The sequence below is a fragment of the Plantibacter elymi (nom. nud.) genome, assembly GCF_900177795.1.
GTDB classification, from domain to species: Bacteria; Actinomycetota; Actinomycetes; order Actinomycetales; family Microbacteriaceae; genus Plantibacter; species Plantibacter elymi.
Map to the genome: position 1 here is coordinate 460,530 of NZ_FXWJ01000004.1, position 26,503 is coordinate 487,032.

Below are 26,503 nucleotides of genomic sequence, written 5' to 3' on the forward strand. Positions count from 1 at the left end.
CGTGACAGTTCGCGGGCAGGTGGAGGGACGTCAGCGGGTGAAGCGGGCCTCGCGCTCGTCGGAGGCGGCGAGGGCGATCCGGATGCGGAAGTTCTGCGAGACCTGCTCGGGCAGGGCGTCGAGCGGGAACCACCGCGCCTCGGAGTTCTCGCCGTCCGCCGGATACGGCTCACCCGACTCGTAGCGGCATCGGAACACGAGGTCGATGTACTGCGTGATGTCGCCGTTGTCGTAGACGTTCTGCGGGAGCACCTGCACCTGGGCGAGACGCTCGGCGACGGCGACCACGGCAGCCTCCTCGAGGACCTCCCGCTCCGCCGCGACCGCGGGTTCCTCGCCCGGGTCGATGATGCCGGTGACCGGCGTCCACGCCCCGTTGTCCTGTCGTCGGACGAGCAGCACCTCGGCCCCGGGCGTCCCGAGACCGCGCAGGACGACCGCGGTCACCCCTGTCAACCAGAGGGGCGCGTGCCCGATCCGCTCGCGGAGGGCCAGTACGAAGTCAGGAGTCGCCATGCCTCGACTCTACGGGGGCGGCTGCGGGACACGAGATCGAAACACGAGTGCGGTCTACTGGGCGCATGGAACACGATCCCATCACCGTCTCGATCGAGCGACGCGTCAACCCGGCGTCGATCTCCGAGGCCACCATCTGGGTCCAGGCGGGCATCAACCTGGCGAACCGATACCCCGGCTTCCTCGGCTCCGGCTGGGTGCGCGCGGGAGCCGAGAGCGACGTCTGGTACATGCTCTACCGCTTCGCGGACGAACAGACGCTGACCGACTGGGAGGAGTCGAAGGAACGCGCCTGGTGGCTGTCGAGCGGCCGCGAGTTCATGGAGCAGTCCCGCGTCGAACGGCGCAGCGGGATCGAAGGGTGGTTCGACGCACCGGACGGCATCCTCCGCGTCGAGGAGGCCGAGCTCTCCGGCGACCCGGATCCGATCCCGCCCGCACCGCCGCGCTGGAAGCAGGCGGTGAGCATCTGGTTGGGCTTCTTCCCACTCAACCTCGTCTTCACCCTCCTCGTCACGGCGCTCGTGCCCGGTTGGGAGCCGCTCGGTGTGTTCCTCCACGTGCTCATCTCGACGCTCATCCTGACGCCGATCATGACCTACTGGCTCCTGCCGCTCGTCACGAGGCTGCTGCGTCCGTGGTTGACGGCCCCGCGTCGCAGCGGGCGCACCGCAGGCTGATCCGGCGCACCCGGGACGGCGCTGCGGTGTCAGGCGTCCTCCGCCTTGGTCTGCTCCCGGAACTGGCTCGGGCTGAGACCGGTGTGCGCGACGACCGCTCGACGGAGGTGCGCCTGCGAGTGGTAGCCGCATCGGGTCGCGACCTCGGCGATCGACAGGCCCCGGTGATCGGGGTCCGAGAGGAGGGCGAGCGCGAGCTGCACCCGCCGCTCGGCGATCTCGCCCGCGGCGCTCGTGCCCGAGCCCTCGAACACCCGTTGCAGAGACCTCGTCGACATGTTGAAGCGACGCGCCAGCGTCTCCGGTCGCAACTCCCGCTCGGCGAAGGACGCGGCGATGTGCTCGATGATCCGGAGCCGGAGTGGAACGCGTCCGACCTCACCCTCGGCCCGGAACAGGTCGTTCTCCGCGTAGAGGGTCGCGAGCATCGTGTCGATCACCCGGCAGAGCCTGAGCTGCGCGGCGCCGCCGATCGGTTCGAACGCGGAGATGACCTCCACGAGGAATGCGGCACTCCCCCGCAGCAGCGGCGACGGCGCCAACGGGCCGAGGGCACTCGTCGGGGTGATGCCGAGGCGGCGGAGCGCACGCATCGGAACGAACACGTACAGATAGGTCGCGTGGTCGTGGATCGTCGTCCGGTACGTCTCGGCACCCTCCGTGAGCGTCCCGGTCCCGGGGAGCAGGTCGAGTTGCTGTCGTCCGTGGACCAGGCTGGCGGCGCCCTCGATGAGCATCACGATCGTCGCGACCGGCTCATCGAGCCCGTAGGCGTCGGCGACGAGGTCGAACGTCCCGGGGCCGACGGTGTTGCGATGGACGACGTACTCGCCGAGCATGACCGAGTCGACGGTCATCGAGAACCGATCGGGGTCCACGTCCACGAATCGGAGTGCGCCCGACACCTCGTGCATCCCGGTCGCACCCTCGAACCGTCGTGTGGTGACGCGGCCGCGCGCAGGGAAGCGACCGGAGAGGCCATCATCAGGTGCGGGCATCATCGGACCCTTCGAAGAGATCCTCCACCCTCGCACAGGGTTCCGCCCGAATCGAGGGGTTGCCAGCCGCATCGCACAGTGGTCGGCGATACTGGACTGATGATCTCCGCTGACCTCGCCCGAGCGCTCCGCACCGCCGGCCTGCGCTGGACCCCCGAACCCGGCGACCGCTTCACCATCGACGGCGGCGAGCTCGCCGGCGACGTGTTCACGGTGAGCGAGATGACCGTCGAGGTGCACGAGCACCCGGGTGGCCGCAGTTTCGGCTTCAACGGCACGACCGAGTGGGCGTTGGACTCCGTCGATCAGGAGGAGACGCTCTGGCTGCCGTCGGAACACCAGCTGCGTGCCCTGCTGCGCGGCTCGTTCCGGTCGCTCGAACGCGCGGTGTCCCCGGCTGCGCCGACCGACGGCGAGCCGACGCTCGACGACGAACTCGACGTCCTCCTGTCGTTGGGCGACGCCGAGGCGTACACCGTCGTGGTCGAGCTCGGCGGCGAACTGCGACGGTTCAGCGCCGCGACGGCGCCCGACGCCTACGCGACCGCGCTGCTCGAGCTCATCCTGCGCTCGGTCGCCTGACCGCACGTCCGGAGCCGCAGCACCGCCCGCACGCTCAGCCCGCCGGCTTTGCCGGGCGCTCAGCGACCCCGGATCCGCCGGGACAATTCGGCCGCCGCCGGATGGATCTCGCGCGCCAACCACGCCGGATCGAGCCCGGCATCGGCGTCGTAGGTGACCGCGATCGCCGCCGCCGGCCACCCCGTGTGGTCGCGGACGACCACCCCGACACTCGCGAGGCCGAGCGTCACCCCGCCTGCCTCGCGCGCATAGCCGTCCTGGGTCGTCTGTGCCAGGACCTGTCGGAGCTCCCGGTACCGCTTCGGCCCGTGGCCGGTGCGGTCGACAAACGCCGCCTGGTCGGGGAACAGGGCGCGCAGCTGGCCGGCCGGGAGCGCGGCGAGGATCGCGCAGCCGCTGGCGGTCAGGTGAGCCGGGAGGCGCACCCCGACATCGGTGACGAGGTGCGGCCGACGCGGGGCCCGCTCGTCCACGATGTACAGCACGTCACGACCGTGCAGCACGGCGAGATGCGCGCTCTCGCCCACCCGGTCGACCAGCTCGGCGAGCAGTGGGCGCCCGAGCATGCTGAGCGGCTCCTGGCGCGCGTACCCGCCGGACAGTTCGAAGGCGGCGACCCCGAGCCCGTAGCGACGGGCTTCGGGCAGGTGGACCACGAAGCCGTGCTCCTGCAGCACGCTGAGGAGGTGGTAGACCGTCGATCTCGGCACGTCGAGTGCCGAGGCGATCGCCGCGGCCGGAAGCGGGCCGCGGGCGCCGGCGAGATGGCTCAGCACACGAAGGGTGGCGTCGGCTGCCGGGACCTGACTCACCGCTGACCTCGTCTCCGCGGCTCGGATTCGGCCGCCTGGTCGTCCATGTCTGTCATCCCAGACACGGACGACTCTACGCGCACCGCCGCGATCGGCGTCCGGGTGTTCCATCGGAACATGGACATCCAGCCCGGCGCGACCCCGACCACCAGCGACCCGACGACCTCCGGTCGCTCGCATCCCGAACCCGCCGGCCCGACTTCGGTCGTCCTCGGCGCCGGGCCGCTGTCGATCGACGAGGTCGTCGCCGTCGCCCGACACGGTGCACGGATCGACCTCGACGGCACGGCCCTCGACGGTGTCGCGGCCTCCCGCCGGATCATCGAGGCGCTCGCCTCCGATCCCGAGCCCCACTACGGGATCTCGACCGGGTTCGGTGCGCTCGCGACCACGTTCATCGAGCCGACGCGCCGCGCGCAGTTGCAGGCGAGTCTCGTCCGCTCGCACGCCGCCGGCAGCGGCGAGGTCGTCGAGCGGGAGGTCGTGCGTTCCCTCATGACGCTGCGCCTCTCGACGCTCATGACGGGCCGCACCGGGGTGCGGGTGGAGACGGTCCGCGCCTACGCGGCGATGCTGAACGCCGGCATCACCCCGGTCGTGCGCGAGTACGGGTCGCTCGGCTGCTCCGGCGACCTCGCACCCCTCGCACACTGCGCGCTGGCGGTGATGGGCGAGGGCGAGGTGACCGACGCGTCCGGTCGCACGCGCTCCGCGGCGGAGGCCCTCGCGGACGCCGGCCTCCAGCCGGTGCAGCTCGCCGAGAAGGAGGGGCTCGCGCTCATCAACGGCACCGACGGCATGCTGGGGATGCTCGCGCTCGCCGTGGAAGACCTGCGCATGCTCCTGCGCACCGCCGACGTCGCCGCGGCGATGAGCGTCGAGGGCCTGCTCGGCACGGACGCCGTGTTCGCCGCAGACCTGCAGGCCCTGCGCCCGCAGTCGGGTCAGGCCGAGAGCGCCGCCAACCTGCGGTTGCTGCTCGACGGCTCCCCGATCGTCGCGAGCCACCGGGGTCCGGAGTGCACCCGGGTGCAGGACGCCTATTCACTGCGCTGCGCCCCGCAGGTGCACGGTGCCGCCAGGGACACCGTCGACCATGCCGCGATGGTCGCCGAGCGGGAGCTCGCGAGTGCCGTCGACAACCCGGTGCTCACGCCGGACGGGCGCGTCGAGTCGAACGGGAACTTCCACGGTGCCCCGGTCGCCTACGTCCTCGACTTCCTCGCGATCGCCGTCGCCGACGTCGCGTCCATGTCGGAGCGCCGCACCGACCGCTTCCTGGATCGGAGCCGGAGCAACGGCCTCCCGCCGTTCCTCGCGCACGAGGTCGGGGTCGACTCGGGCCTCATGATCGCCCAGTACACGGCGGCCGGCATCGTGAGTGAACTGAAACGCCTGGCACACCCGGCGTCCGTCGACTCGATCCCGTCGTCCGCGATGCAGGAGGACCACGTGTCGATGGGCTGGGCGGCGGCGCGGAAGCTCCGTCGGGCGATCGACGGTCTCAGCCGGGTGCTGGCGATCGAGGTCATGACGGCAGCCCGGGGCCTCGACCTGCGCGGCCCGCTCGAGCCGGCCGTCGGCACCGGAGCGGTACTCCGCCGGGTGCGTGAGCAGGTCACGGGTCCCGGCCCTGACCGGTTCCTCTCCCCCGAGATCGAGGCGGTCACCGCGCTGGTGCAGTCGGGCGAGGTCGTGCGGGCGGTCACCGGCGCGGTCGGCGATCTCCGCTGAGTCGGGTATGACACGACGAAGCCCTCGGACGCCGGTGACGGCGTTCCCGAGGGCTTTGTGTCGAACGGCTCGAGCCTCAGCTCAGCGACCGAGCGGCAGGTGGTCGATCACGGCCACTGCGCGCGGCGACGCTTCGGTCGTTCGGTGCCCGAAGACGGGTCGGTCCCGGGTGCCGTGTCGGCATCGGGCTTCGGCTCAGCGTCAGGCGTCGGCGCAGTGTCGCTCGTCGGGTTGGAGTCAGCGGGGAGCTCGGACTTCTCCGCCACCTCAGCCTCTCCGGCCGGCTCCGTCTCCAGGACCGGCTCAGGCTCGGCGACCGGCTCAGCCTTCGCTTCCGGCTCAGGCTGCACCGCCGGGGCGGCGTGCTCGCCGGAATGCACGACCTCGTCCGCAGGGGCTTCGGAGACCGCGTCGGGAAGGGTGATCGCCTCGGTGCGCGGCAGCTCGTCACCCGTCGCCACATGCGCCCCGTGCACCTCGTGGGCTTCGTGCACCTCGTGCGCGGCGGGCCGCGTCATCGGTCGATCCACCGCCGGCTCACTCGGCGCAGCGACCTGCGGCTCGGGTGCCGCATCCGAGTCCGTGGGAGCCGTATCGGCAGGATCGGCGTCGGCAGCAACCGAATCGATCGGGGCCTCCTCCGCCGGTTCCGCGTCAGTGGGAGCGGCGCCGTCTGGAGCCGCGTCCACCGGAGCCACGTCCGCCGAGGTCGACGGAACGGATGCGTCAGGCGCGCTCGGCGCGGATGCAGCGCTTTCGCCACCGGCGCCGACGAGGATCGGCTCCTCAGCGGGGACCGTCGCGGCCCGCGGCCCCTCGATCGCGGCGACCGTGCGCGCCGTCGGCTTCGGCTCGGCTGCAGCCCGCCGCTGCTCGCGACGCTCCCGGAACCCCTCGACGAGGTTGTAAAGGGACGGCAGGACGACGAGTGTCAAGACCGTAGAGGAGACGAGCCCGCCGATGACGATGATCGCAAGCGGCTGCGAGATGAACCCGCCGTGCCCGGTGACACCGAGCGCCATCGGGGTGAGCGCGAAGATCGTCGCGAGCGCCGTCATGAGGATCGGGCGGAGTCGGCGTGCGGCACCGTGCTCGACGGCCTCGATGACCGTCATGCCGCGTCGCCGGTACTGGTTCACGAGGTCGACCAGGACGATCGCGTTCGTCACGACGATACCGATGAGCATCAGCGCACCGATGATGGACGGGACGCCGAGTGGCACTCCGGTGATCACCTGGAGTCCGATCGCACCGGTGGCGGCGAACGGCACCGACACCAGCAGCAGGAGGGGCTGCCGGAGGGACCGGAAGGTCGCGACCATGATCACGTACACGATGAGGATCGCGGCGAGGAGCGCGAGGCCCAACTGGCCGAAGGCGTCGCTCTGCGAAGCCGTCACGCCACCGAGCGTGGCCGTGGTGCCGGCGGGCAGCTTGACGTCGTCGATCGCCGTCTGCACTTCGGCACTGGCGGTGCCGAGGTTGTCGCTGCCCGGCGTCGCGCTGATGGTCGCCGAACGCAGTCCCTTGACCGTCGAGATGGACGCGGGTCCGTCCACCTGGGAGACCGTCGCGAGGGTGTCGAGGCGTCTCGGGCCGGTGGCGGTGGGGATCTCCGTCGCCGCGAGGGCGTCGACGGTGGTCGGCGGTGTCTGGGCGTCGAGGTAGATGGTGAGCGTGGTGTCGTCGATGACGATGGAGCCAACCGTCGTCGGCTGCATGAGCTGCGACACGTAGGCACCGAGCGCGACCTCGCTGTACCCTGCGGCGGCGGCAGCGTCGCGGTCGACGGCCACCTGGACGAACGGCCGCGACGCGCTGAGGTTGCTCGTGACCTGGTCGATGCCGTCGAGGCCCGTGACGGCCTGCTGGATCGCGTCGGCGGCCTTCGCGAGATCGCTCTGCCGTGCGGAGGTGATGTCGATCTCGATGTCGCTCGACCCGCCGAAGCCAGCGGACGCGGCGACCTCAATCTCGCCGACGTCGTCGAGGCGCGCGAGGTCCTTGCGGACCGTCTTCTGGAGCGCCGTCTGATCGGCGTCCTCGCTCGTCGTGATCGAGTAGGTGATCGCCCCGCCGCCACCGCCCGAGAAGGCGTCGCGGACGGAGCTCCCGCTCGAGCCGATCGAGAGCTGCACCGTGTCGATGCCGTCGATGTCGCGCAGCTTCGTCTCGACCTGCTTCGCCGCAGCGTCCTGGGCGTCGAGGCTCGTCCCGACCGGGAGGGTCTGTGTGACGGTCAGCGTGTTCTGGCCCGAGTCGCCGAGGAAGTTCGTCTTCATCGAGGGGATCAGCGCGATCGTGCCGCCGAGCACGAGCAGCGACAAGAGCAGGGTGACGGCCGAGTGCTTCAGCGTCCAGTGGATGATCGGGAGGTACGCCCGCTGGAGCCTCGACGGCTTCGCGAGGTCGTCCTCGTCCTGCACGCTGACTCGGCGTTCCCGTCGGCTCCGCACTGGCTCGGCGTTCGCGTCGGCCGACGCCTCCTCTGCTGCGGCAGCGGCCGCGAGCCGCTGCGCCTTCGGAGCCCGCAGGAACCAGTAGGCGAGCACCGGCACGATGGTGAGCGCGACGAGGAGCGACGCGAGCAGCGCGATCGTGACGGTGAGGGCGAAGGGGCGGAACAGCTCGCCGGTGACGTCGCCGACGAAGGCGATGGGCAGGAAGACGGCCACGGTCGTGACGGTCGACGCGGTGATGGCTCCGGCGACCTCCTGGACGGCGCTCAGGATCGATCCGGCGCGCTGCGCGCCCGTGCGGTTGTCGCCGAACGAGAGGTGTCGCTTGATGTTCTCGATCACGACGATGGAGTCGTCGACCACGCGCCCGATGGCGATCGTCAGCGCGCCTAGCGTGAGGATGTTGAGCGAATACTCGGCGACCTGGAGGCCGATGAAGGTGATGAGCACGGACGTCGGGATGGAGATGGCGGTCACGATCGTCGCGCGGACGTCGAGCAGGAAGATGAGGATGATGAGGACCGCGAAGACGAGGCCGAGTAGCCCCTCCGTCGTCAGCGACTCGATCGACTGCTCGATGTAAGGCGCCTGATCGAACACGACGGTGAGCTTGGCGTCGGAGCCGATCGTGCGCTCGAGCTCGGGCAGGAGGTCGCGCACGCCCTGCGAGACCTCGACGGTGTTCGCCGCGGGCAGCTTCGTGACGGCGATGGTGAGCGCCGGCTCGCCGTCGACGCGCGAGATCGACGTGATCGGGTCGTCGCTCAGGGCGACTGTCGCGACGTCGCCGATGGTCAGGACGGAGCCGTCGGCGGCGAAGGCGCCCGTGATCGGCAGGGCGGCGATGTCGGCGACCGAGGTGAGCTTCGTGCCCGTCTGCACGGAGAACGTCTTGTCGCCTTCGGTGATGTCGCCCGCGGGCTGCAGGGAGCCGTTCTGCTGCAGTGTCGTACCGATGACCCGGCTGGTCTGCCCCGCGAGGGCCAGTTTGGCGTCGTCGGGGGTGATCGTGACCCGCTTGCCCACCTCGCCGACGATCGCCGCGTCGCGGACGCCGTCGACGTCCTTGATGTCGGGGACCACGGAGCTCGAGAGCACCTCGGCCAGGGAGTCCTGGTTGGCCGCGCCGGACACGGCGATCTGGATGACCGGGAGGTCGTCGATGCTGCCGCTGACCACCTGCGGGTCGACGGTGTCGGGCAGGGTCGACTTGATGCGGTTGATCGCCTGGGTGATCTTCTGCTCGGCGGTGGCGAGGTCCGTGCCGTAGGTGAAGGTCGCGCTGATGAGGCTCGAGTTCGTGCTCGACGTCGCCGAGGTGGACTCGATACCGGGCACGCCCTGGATCGCGGTCTCGATCGGGGTCGAGACGTCGTCGTTGACGACCTCGGGTGCCGCACCCGGGTAGCTCGTGATGATCGCGAGCTGCGGGAACTGGACCGACGGGATGAGCTCCTGCTTGAGGCCGCCCACCGCCAGGACACCGAACACGGCGGCCACGATGGTGACGAGCGCGATCAACGCGCGGTTCTTCATGCTGAGGACGGAGAGCAGGTGCACGGAGCCGCTTTCGGTTGTTGCGAGAGGTGCGGACGCTGTAATTATGTCACCGCACACCCCTCCGACGGCGGTCTCGCGCGGAGGCTGGACACGGCACGCACGAGCACTGCGTGTGGAGCGGTGTCACGCTCGTCGGCGGCGACCTCAGACGACGTCTTCGAGGTAGTCCAGCGCCGGGACATGTCCGAACATCGCCGAGTGCCACGTCTGCGTCAGCAGCTCGACCGCCTGCTCGGTCTGGGCCCACGGATAGCTGATCGGGATGCGCAGGTAGCGCTCGAACGCACCGTCGATCCCGAACCGCGGCCCGGCGACGATCACGAGCCCGTGACTCCGAGCCGCGAGCGAGAGCTGCGATGACGCGGCCTCGCCGAGGTTCACCCAGGTGGCGATCCCGCCGTCGACCCGCGGCACGGTCCACTCGGGGAGGCGGTCGGCCAGCAGGTCGACGAGCCGGTCGCGGGTCTCGCCGAGCGCGACACCGCGCCGGGCGACGATGCCGTCCATCGCCGGCATCAACTGCTGGACGGTCAGCTGGTCGAGGATCGGCGTGCCGAGATCGCCCAGTGAGCGCGCCGAGACGAGCTTCCTGATCGTGCCTCGCTCGGCGCGGATCCACCCGATGCGGAGGCCGCCCCAGATCGTCTTGCCCACCGAACCGATCGTGATGATCGACGCCGGCGCGCCCTGGAGTGCGGCGAACGGGGTGCCGTCGAGGCCCTGATCCGTCGGCCGGTCGATGTCGAGTTCGGCCGTGGTCTCGTCGATCACGAGCACCGTCCCGTGCCGCTCGGCGGCTGCAGCGACCCGTCGGCGGGTCTCGAGCGGCATCGACGCCCCGGTGGGGTTGTGGAAGTCCGGCATGAGGTACGCCATCGCGGGGCTCGTGCGTTCGAACCACTGTTCGAGCTCGCGGACGTCCCAGCCGGTCTCCGAGGAGACGGTCGCGGCGCCGAGCCTGGCTCCGGCCGCGCGGAGCGCCTCATAGGCGTGGGGATAGCTCGGCATCTCGACGAGGACGCGGTCGCCTCGACTGAGCAGGGTGCGCGCGATGAGGGCGATCGCGTGCTGAGCCCCGACGGTCACCATGATCTCGTCGGGGTCGGTGGGCAGCCCGCGCGCGGTGTAGCGGTCGGCGATGGCCTGCCGCAGCTCGGGCATGCCGACGAGGTCGTAGTCGAAGTCGTGCATGTACCGCGGCAGTTCTGCGGCGGCGGTGGCGACGGCGTCGATGATCTCGGGGCACGGCGGGACGGCCGCCTTGCTGAAGTCGAGGAACCCGCCCTGTGGCACGGGAGCCAGCGCAGTGGGTGCCGACGGCAGGAGGGTGACGCTGCCAGAACCGCGGATGCTGCGGAGGTAACCGGCCTCGCGCAGTTCGCGGTACGCCGCGGTGACCGTGGTGCGGCTCAGCGCGAGCCGATCGGCCAGTTCCCGCTCGGCCGGCAGACGGGTGCCGACCGGGATGCGTCCGTCGAGGACGAGGAGTCGGATGCGGTCGGCGAGACCGCGGTAGGCGGGCGCAGCGGTCTTCCACTGCCCGAGCAGGGCGGCGAGCGATCGGGCACTCAGGGTGATGGAAGCCATTGAACCACGATACCCGGATTGGCCTCTAGCGCCAAAGCCAATCGTGCAATTGGATTGTCCACCATGACCCGTCGTGTGCTCCAACTCCTCATCGGCCTCTTCCTCTACGGCATCGCCATCGCGATGATCGTGCGCGGTGCGGTCGGCGTCGCCCCTTGGGACGTCCTCACCCAGGGGCTCAACCTGCGGACCGGCCTGAGCTTCGGACTCATCACGATCATCGTCGGCGGGCTCGTGCTCCTCGCCTGGATCCCGCTCAAGCAGCGGCCGGGTGTCGGCACCGTCCTGAACGTCCTCCTCGTGGGGCCCTCGGCCGACATCGGGCTCGCGTTCATCCCCGCGGACCTCGACCTGTGGGCGCGCATCCTGCTGTTCGCCGGAGGACTGCTCCTCCTCGGCGTCGCCTCCGGCCTCTACATCGGCGGCAACTTCGGCCCCGGCCCGCGAGACGGCCTCATGACCGGCATCCACCGCGTCACCGGCTGGCCGATCTGGGTCGGGCGCACGGGCGTGGAGCTGGTCGTCCTCGGCATCGGGTGGCTGCTCGGCGGGAACGTCGGCATCGGAACGGTGGTCTTCGCCGTACTCATCGGCCCCATCTGCGGCTACACGATCCCGTTGTTCCGGATCGCTCCGCGGACGGAACACTCGACCACCGCCGTGGACGAGGCGGTGCTCGAGGGCGACACCCCGCCGTCGAAGCCGATCGTCGACTCCCCGGCCAACTAAAGCACCGGGCCTCCGGTCCCTGAGCCTGTCGAAGGGCCTGCCGATCAGGGCTTCGCCACCGCCACCGCGCCCGTGTGGTCGTCGACGCTCATCGTCGCCTCGTCGAACCGCGAGCGACCGGAGAGGACCTCGCCGACCTGCACCCGGTCGACCTCCTTCACCCACGTGCCGATGATGATCGTGGCGACCGCGTTGCCGGTGAAGTTCGTGAGCGCGCGCGCCTCCGACATGAAGCGGTCGATGCCGACGATGAGGCCGACCCCGTCGACGAGGTCGGGGCGGTTGGCCTGCAGGCCGCCGGCGAGGGTCGCGAGACCGGCGCCGGTGACGCCCGCGGCGCCCTTCGACGCGATGATCATGAACACGAGGAGCGAGATCTGCTCCCCGAGGTTCATCGGGACGCCCATGACGTCGGCGATGAAGATCGACGCCATGGTGAGGTAGATCGCGGTGCCGTCGAGGTTGAAGGAGTAGCCCGTCGGGACGGTGATGCCGACGACCGGCTTGGAGACACCGAGGTGCTCCATCTTCGCGATGAGTCGCGGCAGCGCCGCCTCGGAGGAGGAGGTGCCGACGATGAGGAGGTACTCACGGCCGAGGTACTTCATGAGCTTGAAGATGTTGAAGCCCGTCGCGAGGCGCAGCACGCCACCGAGCACGACGACGATGAACAACGCGCAGGTGATGTAGAACGCGATCATGAGGGTGGCGAGCCCGACGAGCGCGCTCGCACCGGCGGACCCGGTCACGGCGGCGATCGCGCCGAAGGCACCGATGGGCGCGATCCACATGATCATCGCGAGCACCCGGAACACGAGCGCCTGGATGAGCTTGATGCCGCGCAGGATCGGTTCACCCGTCGTCCCCATCTTCTGCAGGCCGAAGCCGACGAGCAGGGCGACGAAGAGGACCTGCAGGATGTTGCCGCCGGTCAGCGAGGACACGAGCGTCGTGGGGATGATGCCGAGGATGAACTCGGTCGTGCTCTTGGCCTCCCCCTCCACCTGGTAGCTCGTCTCGGCGAGGTTCAAGCCGGCGCCCGGCTGGATGAGGTTGCCGACGACGAGGCCGATCGCGAGAGCGAAGGTCGACATCACGATGAAGTACAGCAGCGCGAGCCCGCCGACCTTGCCGACGGTCGCGGCCTTCGCGATCGACCCGACGCCGATCACGATGGTGCAGAAGATGACCGGGGCGATCATCATCTTGATCAGCGCCACGAAGGCGTCGCCGATGGGCTTGAGTCCCTTCGCGAACTCCGGGGCGGCGAGGCCGACGACGATGCCGGCGAGCACCGCGACGATTACCGCTAGGTAGAGGTAGTGGGTCTTGTCCAGCCGTTTCAGGGAGGAGAGCGTCATTGCCATTCCGGATCCGTTTCGTCGGCCGCGTCAGTGCGGCAGCGGGTGGTCGATCGACCCATGCTGCGACCGCCCCGCCGGATCGAGCGGGTTGTGGTCGTAGTGACCGCTTGTGGTCGTACTGGTCGCGGTCGGCGACGCCTGAGGCCGTCGTCACCCCCGATACTTGAGGGGTCGACGCGACGGAGCAGACGGAGGTGACGCGATGGCCGGTCGGTCCAGGAGCATCGCCTCGCGGCTCTTCCTCGTGCAGCTCGTCGCGGTCGTCGCGATGACCCTCGTCGCCGGCGTCCTGCTCTGGTTCCAGGCCCGCACCGAGACCGAGGACCGCGCGGTCACGAAGTGCCTCGACGTCGCGAACGGCGTCGCAGACAACCCCTACGTCGTCGCGCAGCTCGGCTCGGATCATCCGTCGGACGCGCTCCAGCCCTACGCCGAGGCACTCATGCGCGACACCGGTGTCGACTTCGTGACGATCATGGCTCCGGATCGCACGCGGTACACGCACCGCGAGCGCGACCAGATCGGCAAGCCGTTCATCGGCACGATCGGACCGGCGCTCGAGGGACGGACCTTCACCGAGACGTACACGGGCACGCTCGGCCCCTCCGTCCGCGCCGTCGCACCCATCCGTGACGACGCCGGCGAGGTCGTCGCCCTCGTCGCCGCGGGCGTCACGGTCAGCAACGTGTCCGAGACCTTCGAGACCCGGGTGCCGTGGTTGCTCGGGACAGCCCTGCTCGTGCTCGTCATCGGCGCGATCGGCTCCTGGACGCTCCGCCGCTACCTCGCACGGGTCACCGGTTCGCGCGGACCGGAGGACCTCGCCAGGATGTTCGACTACTACGAGTCGGTGCTCCACTCGGTGCGGGAGGGGCTCGTCCTCGTGGACCGCCACCGCCGTCTCGTGCTCGTCAACGACCAGGCGTCCGAACTGCTCGGGCTGCCCCTCGGTGAGCGTTCCCCTGGTGCGGTGCCGGTCGACGAGCTGCCGATCGACGCCGCCCTGCGGGAGCTCCTCGCAAGCGGACGCCAGGCCGTGGACGAGATCCACCTCACTCGCGACCACGTGCTCGTCGTGAACCAGGAGTCGGCGGTCGGTCCGGGCGAGACGGCGGGACCGCACCCGCGTGGATGGGTGATGACGCTGCGCGACCACACCGAGATCGAACATCTGAGCGGCGAGCTGGCGTCGATGCGGACGATGAGCGACGCCCTGCGCTCGCAGACCCACGAGTTCGCGAACCGGCTGCACACGATCGTCTCGCTCATCGAGCTCGACCGGCGGGAGGAGGCGCTCGACCTCGCGGCGCAGGGACTCGGAGCGAGTCAGCGGTTGACCGACCGCGTGCTCGCGGCGGAGCAGGAGCCGGTGATCTCGGCATTGCTGCTCGGCAAGACGGCGCAGGCGGCCGAGCAGGGGGTCGAGCTGCACCTCGAGAGCGACCCCGCGCTCGGACGCGTGCGTGTCGACCCGGCCGTGATCGTCACCATCCTCGGCAACCTCATCGACAACGCGATCGACGCGGCGTCCGGCCAGCGCCCCTGGGTGGAGGTCTACCTCGGACAGGGACTACCGGACGAGCTCGGTGCCGAGCGGTCCGCCGACGCCGAGACGACGGAGCTCGTGATCCAGGTGACCGACAGCGGACCGGGCCTACCCCCGGAGACCCTCGACCTCGCGTTCACGCGCGGCTGGTCCACGAAGGAGCCCGGCCGCTACGGTCGGGGGTTCGGTCTCGCGCTGGTCCAGCAGGCCGTGACGCGGCTCGGCGGCACGATCGAGGTCGTCCGCGAGCCGTCCTCGGCGTTCGTCGTGACACTGCCGGCCGCAGTCGGCATCCGGGACGAGGCGGGCACATGAGCGAGCGCATCCGGGTCCTGGTCGTCGAGGACGAACCGATCGCCCAACAGGCCCACGCGTCCTACCTGCGTCGCGTCGAGGGCTTCGAGCTCGCCGCCGTGGCGGGGGACGCGGCCACCGCGATGCAGGCGCTGCGGGCCGCTGCGGCCCACCGCTCCCCCGACGACCGGATCGACCTCGTCCTGCTCGACCTCAACCTGCCGGACGCGCACGGCCTCGAGTTGTGCCGACGCATCCGGACGGCGGGAATCGACGTCGACGTCATCGCCATCACCGCAGCCCGTGATCTCCGGATCGTCCGGGCGGCGGTCTCGGCGGGCATCGTCCAGTACCTCATCAAACCGTTCGCGTTCCCCGCGTTCGCCGACAAGCTGGAGGCGTATCGCTCCTTCCGGCACACGATGTCGGCGGAGGGCTCGGTCGCGAGCCAGCACGAGGTGGACCTCACGCTCGCCACGCTGCGAGCGCCGTCCTCCCGCCCGCAGTTGGCGAAGGGCCTCTCGGAGGACACCCTGCGTCTGGTCTCGGACCTCCTCCGGCAGGCGACCGGACCACTCTCCGCGAGCGAGGCGGCGGCCGCCGGGTCCCTGTCGCGGGTGACGGCCAGGCGCTACCTCGAGTACCTCGCCGAGACGGGCGCCGTCGAGCGCTCACCGCGCTACGGGACTCCCGGACGACCGGAGCTCGAGTACCGCTGGCGGTGAGCGGCCGTCGCTCTCCACCTGCCCGATCCCCGAGCCGCCCCGGCCTCCGGTCCCCGAGCCGCCCCGGCCTCCGGTCCCCGAGCAACCCCACGCGGTCCCCGTGCCGCCCCCGGCCTCCAGCCCCCTGAGCAACCCCACCCGGTCCCTGAGCAACCCCACCCGGTCCCTGAGCAACCCCACCCGGTCCCTGAGCTTGTCGAAGGGTCAGCTCGGGTTCACGACGGCGTAGATCTGGTTCCAGTTCGCGAAGCCGGTGACCGGCTCGTCCGAGCCGTTCAGCATGATGTCCTCGTCCACGGAGTTCGTCTCGCCGGTCGACGGATCGTAGATCTCGTAGTCGCCGTCGTGGAAGCCGATGATGAGCACGTAGTGCTGCGGGATGGTGTTGTCGCTCGGGCCGACGAGGAGCGGGACCGGGGTCCCGGAGTTCGCGGCATCCGCCGCCTCCGTGAGCGCCGGCCCTCGTCCGGAATCGCCACCCAGGAGGTTGGTCCAGTCGATGTGATAGTCGGTACCGGTGCGGTCGGATTCGGCGACCGCGCCGCCGGGTGCCGTGCCCGCGACGTTCGGGTAGTCGACCGGGCCGGGGAACAGGTCGTTCGCGCGGTCCTGGACGGCCTGCTGCAGGAACGTCATCCGATCCTCGGTGTCCAGGCCGGCCGCGTCGGCGAGGTCGAGTCCCCGGAGGTAGTCGGGCACGTGACCGTCGAGGAGCTCGCCGGTCTGCAGCCAGTAGGCGAGGAACGGATCGGACTGGGCGGCGAGGGTGATGAGCGTCGTCGATCCGCAGGTCTTGTTGTTGTACTGGTCGAAGGTCTCGCCGTTCACCGTGGCGTCCCCGTTGTCGCCGACGCCGAGGTTCGTGAGCTCGTCGATCATGCGCTGGCGTTCGCCGGGCGGAGCGTTCTTGATGGCGTCGGCGAGGGCGAGCACGGAGGAACTGCCGGCGCCGGTGGCGATCGCGCTCATGAGGAGGGCGCTGACGGCGGGATCGCCGGACTCCTCCATCGCTGCGAGGATGCGTTCGCGTTCGTCGTCGCTCATCGCGTTCCAGTTCTGGACGTAGTTCGCCCATTCCGTCTCGGAGAGGACCGAACTGTCGGGGTCACCGTTCGGGAACTGGGTCCGCGAGACGAGGACGTCCAGCCTCGTCTGGCCCACAGGCACCTCGACGCCCGCGAGGACGGCGTAGCCCTCGGAGTCCGACAGTGCCCGCTGCAGCGCCTCACCGGCCGCCCATGCGTCGTCGTAGGCCTCGTGGCAGACGGATACGCCGTCGAGGATCTGTCCGGCTCCGCGGATGAGATCCGAGATCACCCCGGCGACCTCTCCTGCTCCGGTGATCGGGTTGGTCATCGCCCACGGGTTCACGGAGATGTTCCCGATGGTCCGCTGGCCGTCGCGGATGCTGTCGGCACCCGGATGGTGGGCGGTGCGGGCCGCGGTGATGGCGTCCGCGTAGTCGCGGAGACCGGTGGCCCCGGTCCGGAGCCCCTCGATCTCGCTACCGACGAGGGTGTTGACGGACGCCAGGACCTGCGTCGCGCTCGCGCCGGTCACCCCGACGAGTGCGTCGGGCAGGCTCGACGCGGTGACGGTGGAGAGCGTGGCCTGGATCGCCTCGGCGGCGAGCACCGCGTTCTCGTACTGCTCCGCGAGCCCGTCGATGGTCGCCGGGTCACCCGGTGGTGGGGTGTCCGCGAACGTGGAGGATCTGGGGATGAGCCCGACCGCGCGATCGACGAACGAACCGATCGAGGTGATGAAGCTCATCGGGTCGCCGCTCAGCGAGCCGATGAAGGTGGCGAGCACGTCGATCTCGGCTGAGCTCTTGGTGCGGAGGTCGGAGAGGTTCATGGTCGGTCCCCGGTCCCGGCGGCGCGCGTGGTCGTGGCGAGTCCGGAGAGGAGCTGCAGCACGACGGTCTGCAGCCTGGCGACCGCGCGCAGTTCGGCGGCGGTCTCCGCACTGTCGGATCCTCGGCGACGCGCGTCGATGAGGGCGTCGAGCAGCACGGCCCCCGCCTGCTCGTCCGTCAGCATGCCGGCGCCGAGGCCGATGACGGCGTCGAGACCGGCCATGCGGACCACACTCGCGACCTGCTCGGTGACGCCGGCGGGGACGCCGGCTGCTCGGAGTTCCGCGGCCAGGGACGCGACCCGCGCGCCGGTCGCCGCCCGCTCGGCCGCGTCACGACGATCGGACGGGACCGCCGTGGGTGGCGGAGCCTGCGGCGACGGCGCGGTCATGAGGCGTCCTCGGCGAGCGCCGCGTCCGTGCCGGCCATGGTGTCCGCGACGTTCTGCATCCACCGTGCGAAGTCGTCGAGCGTCTTGCCCGCCTCCGTCATCTCGGTCCGCCACGTGCGTTCGAAGGCGGCGGCGTTCGTGGCCACCTGCTCGTCGAGGAACGACGTGTCGAGGCAGGTCGAGAAGACCCCCGTCGCGCTCGTGGCCGCCCCACCCACCGCTTGGACGACGGCCGCCAGGCCCGCGTCGTCCACCTGCATCGTGCCACTCATGGGTCCCCGCTCTCCGGTGCTGTTCGCGCAGTCCGGTCGATCCCGGTGATGCGCCTGATCCGATGGTTCCACCTTGTCCCCGCATGCTCCGGAAGACGATGGGCAGCACTCCCCATGACCCCGTGGGCTTCGGACGTGGCGCACGCCCGGGCGTCGGTTACGGTGAGGGTGACGCGTCCGCCCGGGCGCCGCGGAAGGGGCCGTCATGCAGCAGATCCATCGTCGCCTCGCGACCGTGTCGCTGAGCATCCTCATCGCCGGGCTCTGTTGCACGGGGTGCGGTCTGTCGGCGACACCCGTCGTGGCGGACGAGACCGACGACGCCCGGCTCACCGCGTTGGCCGATGATCCGCTCTTCGCGGACGGCAGCGTCACCGGGCCACAGGTTCCGGACACCTCTGCCAACGTCAGCGTGCAACGCGGGGCGATCACGGTGGAGGACCTCTGGCCGTCGGACGTGACCGCGGAACCAGGAGTGAGCGGGCCGGCCTGGCCTGCCGCCACCACCATGTTGGTCCAGCTGCGCGAAGCAGGTTGGCGACCGGTGGCCGTCTCCTGCGAGCTGGATCCGTCGTCGGGGCTGGAGGGCGCGACGGTGTACGCCACGAAGGAGTTCGACGATTTCACCGCTGCACTCGAGGCCGAGGTCAGGCCTCCGTCCTCGAAGCTCGTCGGGTACGTGCCCTTCCATGCGGAGGCCGACGATCCGTGGTCGGCGCACTCGGAGGTCCCGGCCGGATCGAGTTGCCTCGACGGCAGTGGGCCGCCGAGCGACGAGGGGTCCGTCCCCGACGACCTGGCCATCGCTCCGTGGTACTGAGCGGCCGCCGCTGTCGCTGATCCCAGGGTCGACTCAGGGTGATCCCGGAGGTTTCAGGGGTTGCCACGCGCCGAGACGCGATATATCGTGAATTCCAGTTCAACGCGATATATCGCGATCACTCGGAAGGAACCGCACCATGGCACAGGAGAAGTGGATCATCGCTCCCGGCGAGAGCCGCATCATCGACCTCGAACTCGTGAGACGACTCAAGGTCGGCCTCATCGGCGGCCAGGTCGACATCATCGGTCACGACGAACCCGGCGCCCGCATCGAGGTGGGGGCCGTCACCGGCAAGGACCTCAAGATCACCATCGACGGCGATGTCGCCGAGATCGACCACCCGCAGCTGCGCTGGGACAACTTCCTCGAAGTGTTCTCGAACTTCGGCGCCAATCGCGCCACGGCCCAGGTCAGCGTCCTCGTCCCCCGCGACATCGCCCTGACGTTCGGCGTCGTCAGCGCCAGCGGACTGGTCGCAGGCCTCACCGCAGACGCCAAGCTCAACACGGTGTCCGGCGACCTCGTGGCCGACCGGATGACGGGGCGGCTCGACCTCAACTCCGTGAGCGGCGAGCTCACGGTCCAGAACCACACGGGTCGCATCCAGGCGCACACGGTCTCCGGCGACGTCACCGTCTCCGGCGACATCACGCGCGCCTCGATCGACGGCGTCTCCTCCGACCTGCTCCTCGACATCCACGGCGCGTGCGAACAGCTCGATCTGAACACCGTGAGCGGCGCGATCACCGTCCGCCTCGACGAGGAACTCGCCGCCCGCTACACGGCGAACTCGGTCGGCGGCCGCCTGGCGATCGACGGCGTCGTCCTCAAGGGACTGCGCGGTGGCGGGTACAACTCGCACACCGGCGCCCTGTCCGGACAGTTCGCCGAGGTGCGCATGAACACCGTCGGCGGCGCGGTGACCGTCCTCCGCCGCCCGACCACCGAGCCAGCGAGAGCGGCCACGACCGCAGGGAGCGAGGCAGGCGCATGAGCCCCGTCTTCGCCCACGGCAGCCTGCGGCTGTACCTCCTGAGCCTGCTCGACGAGTCGCCGAAGCACGGCTACGAACTCATCCAGGCGCTCACCGACCGGAGCGGTGGCACCTACAGCCCGAGCGCCGGCACCATCTACCCGCGCCTCGCGAAGCTCGAGGAGGAGGGACTCGTCACGAAGACGAGCGACGGCCGGAAGACGGTCTACGAGATCACCGAGGCGGGCCGGGCCGAGCTCGCGGCACGGGCGGGCGAGCTCGACGGCATCGAGGACCAGCTCACCGATTCCGTCCGCCGCATCGCCGACGAGGTCCGCAGCGGGGTCACCGCGGCCATGAAGAGCCTCCGGGCCGATCTCGCGTCAGCCGCTCGCGAGGCGAAGCAGTCCGCGAAGCCCGGTCCGAGCTGGACGTCGACCGCCGAGGAGAGCGCCGACCAGAAGGTGCAGGGACGCCTGGCGCTCCACGAGACGGACGTGTCGATCAACGAGTTCCGGCAGGCGGTCCGAGCCGAACTCCGCGAGCACGTCGCCCGTGGGGGCGCGCTCGACGACGACACCGTGTCGGCCCTGCGTGCCGACCTCGTCGCCGTCCGCGACCGCCTGCGGGAGCGACTCAGCGGCTCCTGACGGAACGCTCGACGACGACCGCCCGCCTCCGCACTTCCGAGGCGGGCGGTTCGTCGTCGTCACTTCAGCGGGCGGCGCCGGCGAGCGACCCGGCCGTCGGCGCGGTGTCGAAGATCAGACAGCTGACGAGCCGATCATCCAGCTGTTCCCAGCTCTCCTCGGTCGGCCAGTAGAAGCTGTAGTCGAGTGCCGACTCCTCGAACGGGATACCGACGAAGCGCTCGAACTGCGCCAGGCAGCCGGCGTCCGCCTCCGACGTGACGGTCTCGTCGCCCGGCCACTCATCGCCATCCAGCTCGAAGTCGGCGTAGACCTCGAGGTCGTGTTCCGCGGAGCACGGCACGGTCGGTACTTCGGTGAGTTCGTCGGCGGTCGACGAGTCGTCCAGGCAGTCGCCGACCGCGATGGCGAACACGTCGGTCGCACCACCGTCGACGATCTCCCCGGACTGCGGGTCGCGCGACTCCGCCGGCTTGGGGAGGATGCCCTCGACGACGCTGCAGCCGGAGAGGGTCAGTACTGCGGCGACCGCCATGGAGACGGTGATGACAGGCAGGAAGCGAGGTGAGGTCATGAAGGGGTCCTTGTCCGGATGGAACGTGATCTGCGCTCGGCGCACTCGGGCCGAAGCGATCCAGTATATGACATATGAGTTGTCCTGAATCGTGCGCAGCCTCCGATCACGACGGCCGAGACACGGAACCGCCCGACCCCTCTCCGGAGTCGGGCGGTTCCGTCGATGCAGCGCGTGCAGGCGCCTACCGCGCTGCGCCGGCCAGCGAGCCCGTGGTCGCCGCGGAGTCGTAGATCACGCAGGTGACGAGCCGGTCGTCCACCCCGTTCCAGCTGGCTTCGGTCGGCGTGTAGTAGTTGAACTCGAGGCTGGAGTCCTCGTAGACGATCCCGACGAACGCCTGGAACTGCGCATAGCAACCGTCGTCGGCCTGCTGCGTGACGGCCTCCTCGCCGGGCCACTCGTCGCCGGTCAGCGTGACCTCGCCGTACACCTCGTACTGGTGCGGCTCGGAACAGGGCACGGTCGGCACCTCCGTGACCTCGTCGGACGACGACTCGTCGTTCAGGCAGTCGCCGACCGAGAGGGTGAAGACGTCCGTGGTGCCTCCACCGACGATCTCGCCGGACTGCGCGTCCCGGGTCTCGGCGGGCTTCGGGAGGATGCCCTCCACGACACTGCAACCGGAGAGCGTCAGGGCCGCGGCGAGGGCGGCGAGGGCGAGCGGGAGGAGACGACGGCGAGCGGTCACGATGAGGGTCCTTGCGGTGGGTGGTCGATCACGAGCGACTGTCCGGGCTCACAGCCAGGTGACAGCCGTTGATCAGGATATTGGTCGACCATCCTGGTCCGCCACTCCCCCGCTCGATGAACACTGCGTCACGGTCGGGTGACGATGCCTGTCCATCCAGCTCATCCCCGCTTGACTCCGGTTCCCGAAGGAGTAATATCGCCGCTCGTGACAACTGAGGGTCGAGAGCCCGGGACAGAACCACGATCGGCAAAACGCTGGTTGATCGGGGACCCGCTGCCGACCGAGAACCTGGAGGGCCAGCTCCTCCCCAAACGCCTCGCACTGCCGATCTTCGCGAGCGACGCACTGTCGAGTGTGGCGTACGCGCCGCAGGAACTCCTCATGATCCTGACGCTCGGCGGGCTCGCCTTCCTGAGCTTCGCGCCGTGGGTCGCCGCGTGCGTCGTGATCCTCCTCGTCGTGGTCGTCGCCAGTTACCGACAGCTCATCAAGGCGTACCCGTCGGGTGGTGGCGACTACGAGGTCGCCCACCGGAACCTCGGCGAGAAGGCCGGCCTCGTGGTCGCCTCCGCTCTCCTGGTGGACTACGTCCTCACGGTCGCCGTGTCGGTGGCCTCCGGCGTCGACAACATCATCTCCGCGATCCCCGGGCTGAACCCCTGGCGCGTCGAGCTGGCCGTCGGGTTCGTCCTCGTCCTCATGGCCGTGAACCTCCGCGGCGTGCGGGAGTCGAGCAAGGCCTTCGCCATCCCCACCTACTTCTTCATCGCGAGCGTGCTCGTCATGATCGTCGCAGGGCTCGCCCGCACGTTCATGGGCGACGCCCCGGTCGCCTCGAGCGCCGAGTTCACCGTGCAGGGCGAGAGCCTCACGCAGGCGGCGTTCATCCTGCTCCTCCTGCGCGCCTTCTCCTCCGGTTGTTCAGCGCTCACCGGTGTCGAAGCGGTCTCGAACGGCGTCCCCGCGTTCCGTCGCCCGCAGATCAAGAACGCCCAGAAGACGCTGGTCCTCATGGGCGGCACTGCGATCGTGCTGTTCGTCGGCCTCACCGCGCTCGCCCTCATCTCCCGCGTGCACTACGCCGAGAACGCCTGTCACCTCGAAGGGTTCGCGGACTGCGCGACGACGCCGCAGCCGAGCCTCATGGCCCAGGTCGCGACCGCGGTGTTCGGCGCGAACAGCATCCCGTTCTTCCTCATCCAGGCGGCGACCGCGTGCGTCCTGCTCCTCGCGGCCAACACGGCGTTCAACGGCTTCCCGCTGCTCGGCGCCGTCCTCGCGCGCGACTCCTACGCCCCCAAGTCGCTCAACACCCGCGGCGACCGCCTCGTGTTCTCGAACGGCATGATCATCCTCGGTCTCGCCGCATGCGCGATCCTCGTGGTGTACCAGGCGAACCTCACCCAGCTCATCCAGCTGTACATCATCGGGGTGTTCGTGTCGTTCACGCTCGGCCAGACGGGCATGGTGAAGCACTGGCTGCGGATGTTGCGGGAGGGCTGCGACAACCGCGGCTCCGTCTACCGCGGACTCGCGATCAACGCGTTCGGCGCCCTGCTCACCGCGAGCGTCCTCATCGTCGTGACGATCACGAAGTTCACCCATGGCGCCTGGCTCGTGTTCGTGCTCATGCCGATCCTCTTCGTCCTCATGCTCGGCGTGAACCGCTACTACCGCGACGTCGAGAAGGAGGTCGAGGTCGACCCGACCACGACCTTCGGCGCGACCGGCGACCACGCGATCGTCCTCGTCGGCAAGATGCAGAAGCCGATCCTCAAGGCGCTGGACTACGCGATCGCCGCCAAGCACGACAGCCTCGAAGCGGTCCACATGTCGATCGATCCGGAGGCCACGAAGCTGCTCGAGCAGCAGTGGATCGAACAGAACATCCACGTTCCGCTCGTCATTCTCGAGTCGCCGTACCGCGAGTTCGCGATGCCGCTCGCGAAGTACATCAAGGCGCACCGTGCAGAGCATGGCGCCGAGGTCGTGACGGTCTACATGCCGCAGTACATCGTCGGGCACTGGTGGGAGAGCCTCCTCCACAACCGGCGGGCGTCGCGGATCCGCAACCAGATCATGCTCGTCCACGGCGTGACCGTCGCCCTCGTGCCGTGGCTGCTCGACTCCTCGGAGCTCATCTACGGACGTCGGTCACGGCCGCTGCCCGGCCAGGAACGACGGGGCGAGATCGTCCGCGTCAAGAAGCCGATCGAGCGGAAGCCGCACATCGACCGCAACACGGGGCAGCCCCGCTCCTGATCGGCCACCCGCTCCGGCGACGGCGTGAGGGAGTTGCCGCAGACTGACAGACTGGGGACATGTTCACCTGGGGTCTCTCGCTGCTGTTCCTCGCGGCCGTCTTCGGGACGCTCTCGATGGCCCGCCTCATCGCCGCGAACCCCGACTCACCACTGCCGATGTGGCAGGGCCGCCCGCAGCGACTCCCGCAGTTCACGATCATCCTGCGCGGACTCTCGGGCGGGCTCGGGGTCTTCGGGGTCTTCCTGCTGTGGTCCGAGATCGGCCTCTGGAGCATCCTGCTGCTCGTCGTCGCCCTCGGGATCCCGATCGTGCTGAACCTCCGCCACAACCGCCGCTTCGAGGCGTAGCCGCCGTGTCCGTTCGCCCATCTTCGGGCGAACAAACGCTCATTCGCCCATAGTTGGGCGAACGAGCGGTCAGGCGAGGAGCGAACCGAGCCCGTAGCCGGCCAGGGCCGCGATGACCGAGGCGACGAGCATGCCGAACGCGTTCACCAGTCCGGCCCGGGAACGTCCGTCGTGGAGCAGCCGGACGGTCTCGATGCTCGCGGTGCTGAACGTCGTGTACCCACCGAGCAGCCCGCCGCCGAGGACGAGCCGCCACGCCTCGTCGACGACCCCGCCGAGGGCCAGCGCCGTGACGAGACCGAGGAGGAGCGACCCGCTGACGTTGATCACGGTCGTGCCCCAAGGGTAGGCACCACCGATGCGGGAGCGGACGAGTCCGTCGACGACGAAGCGGGCGGCGGCACCGACACCGCCGGCCGCTGCGATCGCGAGGAAGAGCCAGGGCGTCACGAGCGGCCACCGCCGACCCGTCGGGCGAGGACGATGCCGCCCCAGCTCGCGAGGACGCCCAGCAGGACGCTCCCCGCCGCGTACAGCACTCCCACGAGCGCACTCCCCTCGATGAGGAGGACACTGCTGTCGGCGGCCAGCGCGCTGTACGTCGTGAAACCGCCGAGGACGCCGGTGCCGAGGAAGAGGCGGAGATCGCGGCGACGGCCGGCGTCGGGCCCCCGTCGGAGGAGCGACTCGAGGAGGAGACCGAGCAGGAAGGCGCCGACGACGTTGATGCCGAGGATGGCCACGGGGACCCCACCGATGGGCGGGATCGCGAACGAGATCGCCTCGCGGGCGCCCGTCCCGATCGCGCCACCGAGCGCGACCATCGCGATCGTGGCGGGTTGGAGGTGCGGAGCCCGTGTCCCCGTCGGAGCGGCCGTCACCGCAGGTCGCCGGCGGGGGCGTCCCAGAGGGGTTCGTCGGTGACGCTGGGCGCGAGTGGGACCACGATCACCGGACGCGCCTGCCGGTGGGCGAGCGTCGCGGCGACGGAACCGTTGAAGAACTCGAGGATGCCCTTGCGGAGGCCGCGCTCCCTGGTCCCGACGATGATCGCCCGCGCGGACACCGAATCGGCGAGTCGGCCGAGGGCACGCGCCGGGTCGCCGGCGAGCTGGGTCAGCTCCCACACGACATCGGAGTCGTCGAGAAGGCGGTGCGCCGTCGCCTCCAGGGCGGGATCGGCCGGCTCCGGGTCGAAGTCGTGCAGATCGGCGTCGAACGGGAGCGAGGTGACGGTGCCGTCGACGTTCTCGACCACGACGAACCGACTCGCATCGACGTGGGCGAGGACGAGTCGGCAAGCGAAGGCCTGCGCGAACGACGCCGCCTCGACGAGCACGGTGTCGGGCTGCCCCGGCGTGACGCCGACCACGATCGCGGTGGCCCGCTGCTCGTCGCTCATGACGTCACTCCCCCTTCGCGCGCTTCGCTGCGGCCTTGGCAGCCTGCTTCGCCGCCCGCACCTGCGCGAGCGACTCGGGGTCGACGATGTCGGCGACGGACCGGAGACTGCCGTCCTCGCCGTAGGGCGCCGAGGCCTTCCGCCAGTCGGCCGCGTCGAGCCCGTACTGCTTGCCGAGGAGCGCGAGGAAGATCTTCGCCTTCTGCTCGCCGAACCCCGGCAGGGCGAGCAGGCGCTTCAGGATCTCCGGGCCGTCGGGCGCGTCGCGCGTCCAGATCGCCTCCGCGTCACCGTCCCAGTCGTCGACGATCGCGGCGCAGAGCCCCTGCACCCGGCCGGCCATGGAACCCGGGAACCGGTGCACGGCCGGACTCGTCTTGAACAGGGAGGCGAACGCCTCGGGTTCTTCCCGCGCGATGGTGGCCGCGTCGAAGGAACCGAGTCGGTCACTGATCTTCAGCGGGCCGGCGAACGCGGTCTCCATCGGCACCTGCTGATCGAGCAGCATGCCGACGAGGAGGGCGAGCGGGTCGGTCGACAACAGGCGGTCGGCGTCCGCGTCTCCGGTGATGTGCAGGGTTCCGGTCATGGGTCCATCGTCCCACCACTCCGCGTCCTGGCCCAGTCCCGTTCCGTCGCGGCGTCGGCATCGGCGCCCGGCAGACCGT

At 70.0% G+C, this 26,503-nt stretch carries 26 protein-coding genes; 11 read left to right on the top strand and 15 right to left on the bottom strand.

Annotation, left to right across the window (positions count from 1 at the left end; all coding sequences use genetic code 11):
• Positions 1–30: 30 nt before the first annotated feature.
• Positions 31–516: an NUDIX hydrolase gene (locus CCK91_RS14640; protein WP_086474604.1), complete on the bottom strand. Its 486-nt coding sequence runs from the start codon at positions 514–516 to the stop codon at positions 31–33.
• A 65-nt stretch (positions 517–581) separates the two neighbouring features.
• Between CCK91_RS14640 and CCK91_RS14645 the strand changes: the two genes are divergently transcribed.
• Entirely contained in the window at positions 582–1,196 is a 615-nt protein-coding gene (locus CCK91_RS14645; protein WP_086474605.1) for an antibiotic biosynthesis monooxygenase, read from the top strand.
• A 29-nt stretch (positions 1,197–1,225) separates the two neighbouring features.
• On the opposite strand, the gene CCK91_RS14650 is transcribed toward CCK91_RS14645, so the two are convergent.
• The gene (locus CCK91_RS14650; RefSeq protein ID WP_165767060.1) at positions 1,226–2,194 is read right to left on the bottom strand and encodes an AraC family transcriptional regulator; all 969 of its coding nucleotides are present in this window, start codon (positions 2,192–2,194) and stop codon (positions 1,226–1,228) included.
• A gap of 99 nt (positions 2,195–2,293) precedes the next feature.
• Here CCK91_RS14650 and CCK91_RS14655 point away from each other — a divergent pair, with 99 nt between their 5' ends.
• Positions 2,294–2,776 carry a hypothetical protein gene (locus CCK91_RS14655; RefSeq protein ID WP_064294230.1) on the top strand — a complete coding sequence of 161 codons (483 nt, stop codon included), beginning with the start codon at positions 2,294–2,296 and terminating at the stop codon, positions 2,774–2,776.
• Between the two features lie 59 nt (positions 2,777–2,835).
• On the opposite strand, the gene CCK91_RS14660 is transcribed toward CCK91_RS14655, so the two are convergent.
• A complete protein-coding gene (locus CCK91_RS14660; RefSeq protein ID WP_086474607.1) occupies positions 2,836–3,588 on the bottom strand; it encodes an IclR family transcriptional regulator in 753 nt (250 codons plus the stop codon).
• Between the two features lie 45 nt (positions 3,589–3,633).
• On the opposite strand from CCK91_RS14660, the gene hutH reads away from it, so the two are divergent.
• Positions 3,634–5,322, top strand: coding sequence for a histidine ammonia-lyase (gene hutH, locus CCK91_RS14665; protein ID WP_242664551.1), 1,689 nt, complete (start codon positions 3,634–3,636; stop codon positions 5,320–5,322).
• A gap of 107 nt (positions 5,323–5,429) precedes the next feature.
• Here the strand turns inward: hutH and CCK91_RS14670 are convergent, their stop codons facing one another.
• Both CCK91_RS14670 and yczR read right to left on the bottom strand, forming a co-directional pair.
• Complete coding sequence (locus CCK91_RS14670) at positions 5,430–9,341, bottom strand: efflux RND transporter permease subunit (RefSeq protein ID WP_086474608.1); 3,912 nt, start codon at positions 9,339–9,341, stop codon at positions 5,430–5,432.
• Positions 9,342–9,485: 144 nt separating this feature from the next.
• Positions 9,486–10,928 carry a MocR-like transcription factor YczR gene (gene yczR, locus CCK91_RS14675; RefSeq protein WP_079705091.1) on the bottom strand — a complete coding sequence of 481 codons (1,443 nt, stop codon included), beginning with the start codon at positions 10,926–10,928 and terminating at the stop codon, positions 9,486–9,488.
• A gap of 63 nt (positions 10,929–10,991) precedes the next feature.
• Between yczR and yczE the strand changes: the two genes are divergently transcribed.
• Positions 10,992–11,657: a membrane protein YczE gene (yczE, locus tag CCK91_RS14680; RefSeq protein WP_064294226.1), complete on the top strand. Its 666-nt coding sequence runs from the start codon at positions 10,992–10,994 to the stop codon at positions 11,655–11,657.
• A 44-nt stretch (positions 11,658–11,701) separates the two neighbouring features.
• On the opposite strand, the gene CCK91_RS14685 is transcribed toward yczE, so the two are convergent.
• Positions 11,702–13,024, bottom strand: a complete 1,323-nt coding sequence (locus tag CCK91_RS14685; protein WP_086474609.1) for a cation:dicarboxylate symporter family transporter — start codon at positions 13,022–13,024, stop codon at positions 11,702–11,704.
• 199 nt (positions 13,025–13,223) lie between these two features.
• Between CCK91_RS14685 and CCK91_RS14690 the strand changes: the two genes are divergently transcribed.
• Together CCK91_RS14690 and CCK91_RS14695 are read left to right on the top strand one after the other, a co-directional pair.
• Positions 13,224–14,882, top strand: a complete 1,659-nt coding sequence (locus tag CCK91_RS14690; RefSeq protein WP_086474610.1) for an ATP-binding protein — start codon at positions 13,224–13,226, stop codon at positions 14,880–14,882.
• Complete coding sequence (locus tag CCK91_RS14695) at positions 14,879–15,586, top strand: response regulator (RefSeq protein ID WP_086474611.1); 708 nt, start codon at positions 14,879–14,881, stop codon at positions 15,584–15,586. The genes CCK91_RS14690 and CCK91_RS14695 overlap by 4 nt, the downstream gene beginning before the upstream one ends.
• Before the next feature lie 204 nt (positions 15,587–15,790).
• Here CCK91_RS14695 and CCK91_RS14700 read toward each other — a convergent pair whose 3' ends face one another.
• From CCK91_RS14700 to CCK91_RS14710, 3 genes are read right to left on the bottom strand one after another with little or no spacing between them, the layout of a single operon-like run.
• Positions 15,791–17,443: a hypothetical protein gene (locus CCK91_RS14700; protein ID WP_086474612.1), complete on the bottom strand. Its 1,653-nt coding sequence runs from the start codon at positions 17,441–17,443 to the stop codon at positions 15,791–15,793.
• Positions 17,440–17,835, bottom strand: a complete 396-nt coding sequence (locus tag CCK91_RS14705) for a hypothetical protein (protein WP_086474613.1) — start codon at positions 17,833–17,835, stop codon at positions 17,440–17,442. The genes CCK91_RS14700 and CCK91_RS14705 overlap by 4 nt, the downstream gene beginning before the upstream one ends.
• On the bottom strand, positions 17,832–18,107 hold the full coding sequence (locus CCK91_RS14710) for a hypothetical protein (protein WP_086474614.1): 276 nt from the start codon (positions 18,105–18,107) through the stop codon (positions 17,832–17,834). The genes CCK91_RS14705 and CCK91_RS14710 overlap by 4 nt, the downstream gene beginning before the upstream one ends.
• Positions 18,108–18,312: 205 nt before the next feature.
• On the opposite strand from CCK91_RS14710, the gene CCK91_RS14715 reads away from it, so the two are divergent.
• The 3 genes from CCK91_RS14715 (at position 18,313) to CCK91_RS14725 (ending at position 20,553) form a co-directional block, all read left to right on the top strand.
• The gene (locus CCK91_RS14715) at positions 18,313–18,927 is read left to right on the top strand and encodes a hypothetical protein (protein WP_086474615.1); all 615 of its coding nucleotides are present in this window, start codon (positions 18,313–18,315) and stop codon (positions 18,925–18,927) included.
• Positions 18,928–19,066: 139 nt separating this feature from the next.
• Positions 19,067–19,924: a DUF4097 family beta strand repeat-containing protein gene (locus CCK91_RS14720; RefSeq protein ID WP_086474616.1), complete on the top strand. Its 858-nt coding sequence runs from the start codon at positions 19,067–19,069 to the stop codon at positions 19,922–19,924.
• Positions 19,921–20,553, top strand: coding sequence for a PadR family transcriptional regulator (locus CCK91_RS14725; protein WP_086474617.1), 633 nt, complete (start codon positions 19,921–19,923; stop codon positions 20,551–20,553). The genes CCK91_RS14720 and CCK91_RS14725 overlap by 4 nt, the downstream gene beginning before the upstream one ends.
• 64 nt (positions 20,554–20,617) lie before the next feature.
• Here the strand turns inward: CCK91_RS14725 and CCK91_RS14730 are convergent, their stop codons facing one another.
• Together CCK91_RS14730 and CCK91_RS14735 are read right to left on the bottom strand one after the other, a co-directional pair.
• Positions 20,618–21,127, bottom strand: a complete 510-nt coding sequence (locus CCK91_RS14730; RefSeq protein WP_133060007.1) for a septum formation family protein — start codon at positions 21,125–21,127, stop codon at positions 20,618–20,620.
• Between the two features lie 184 nt (positions 21,128–21,311).
• On the bottom strand, positions 21,312–21,818 hold the full coding sequence (locus tag CCK91_RS14735; RefSeq protein WP_229940073.1) for a septum formation family protein: 507 nt from the start codon (positions 21,816–21,818) through the stop codon (positions 21,312–21,314).
• Between the two features lie 261 nt (positions 21,819–22,079).
• Here CCK91_RS14735 and CCK91_RS14740 point away from each other — a divergent pair, with 261 nt between their 5' ends.
• Entirely contained in the window at positions 22,080–24,083 is a 2,004-nt protein-coding gene (locus CCK91_RS14740) for an APC family permease (protein WP_085511822.1), read from the top strand.
• A gap of 59 nt (positions 24,084–24,142) precedes the next feature.
• The gene (locus CCK91_RS14745; RefSeq protein ID WP_086474619.1) at positions 24,143–24,433 is read left to right on the top strand and encodes a hypothetical protein; all 291 of its coding nucleotides are present in this window, start codon (positions 24,143–24,145) and stop codon (positions 24,431–24,433) included.
• A 69-nt stretch (positions 24,434–24,502) separates the two neighbouring features.
• Here CCK91_RS14745 and crcB read toward each other — a convergent pair whose 3' ends face one another.
• The 4 genes from crcB to CCK91_RS14765 are packed head-to-tail and all read right to left on the bottom strand — an operon-like array spanning position 24,503 to position 26,424.
• The gene (crcB, locus tag CCK91_RS14750; RefSeq protein WP_086474620.1) at positions 24,503–24,883 is read right to left on the bottom strand and encodes a fluoride efflux transporter CrcB; all 381 of its coding nucleotides are present in this window, start codon (positions 24,881–24,883) and stop codon (positions 24,503–24,505) included.
• Positions 24,880–25,314, bottom strand: a complete 435-nt coding sequence (locus tag CCK91_RS14755; protein WP_369821906.1) for a fluoride efflux transporter FluC — start codon at positions 25,312–25,314, stop codon at positions 24,880–24,882. The genes crcB and CCK91_RS14755 overlap by 4 nt, the downstream gene beginning before the upstream one ends.
• Positions 25,311–25,835 carry a universal stress protein gene (locus CCK91_RS14760; protein ID WP_086474622.1) on the bottom strand — a complete coding sequence of 175 codons (525 nt, stop codon included), beginning with the start codon at positions 25,833–25,835 and terminating at the stop codon, positions 25,311–25,313. Before CCK91_RS14760 ends, CCK91_RS14755 begins: the two co-directional genes overlap by 4 nt.
• Before the next feature lie 4 nt (positions 25,836–25,839).
• Entirely contained in the window at positions 25,840–26,424 is a 585-nt protein-coding gene (locus tag CCK91_RS14765) for an HhH-GPD-type base excision DNA repair protein (protein ID WP_071262410.1), read from the bottom strand.
• Positions 26,425–26,503 lie beyond the last annotated feature (79 nt).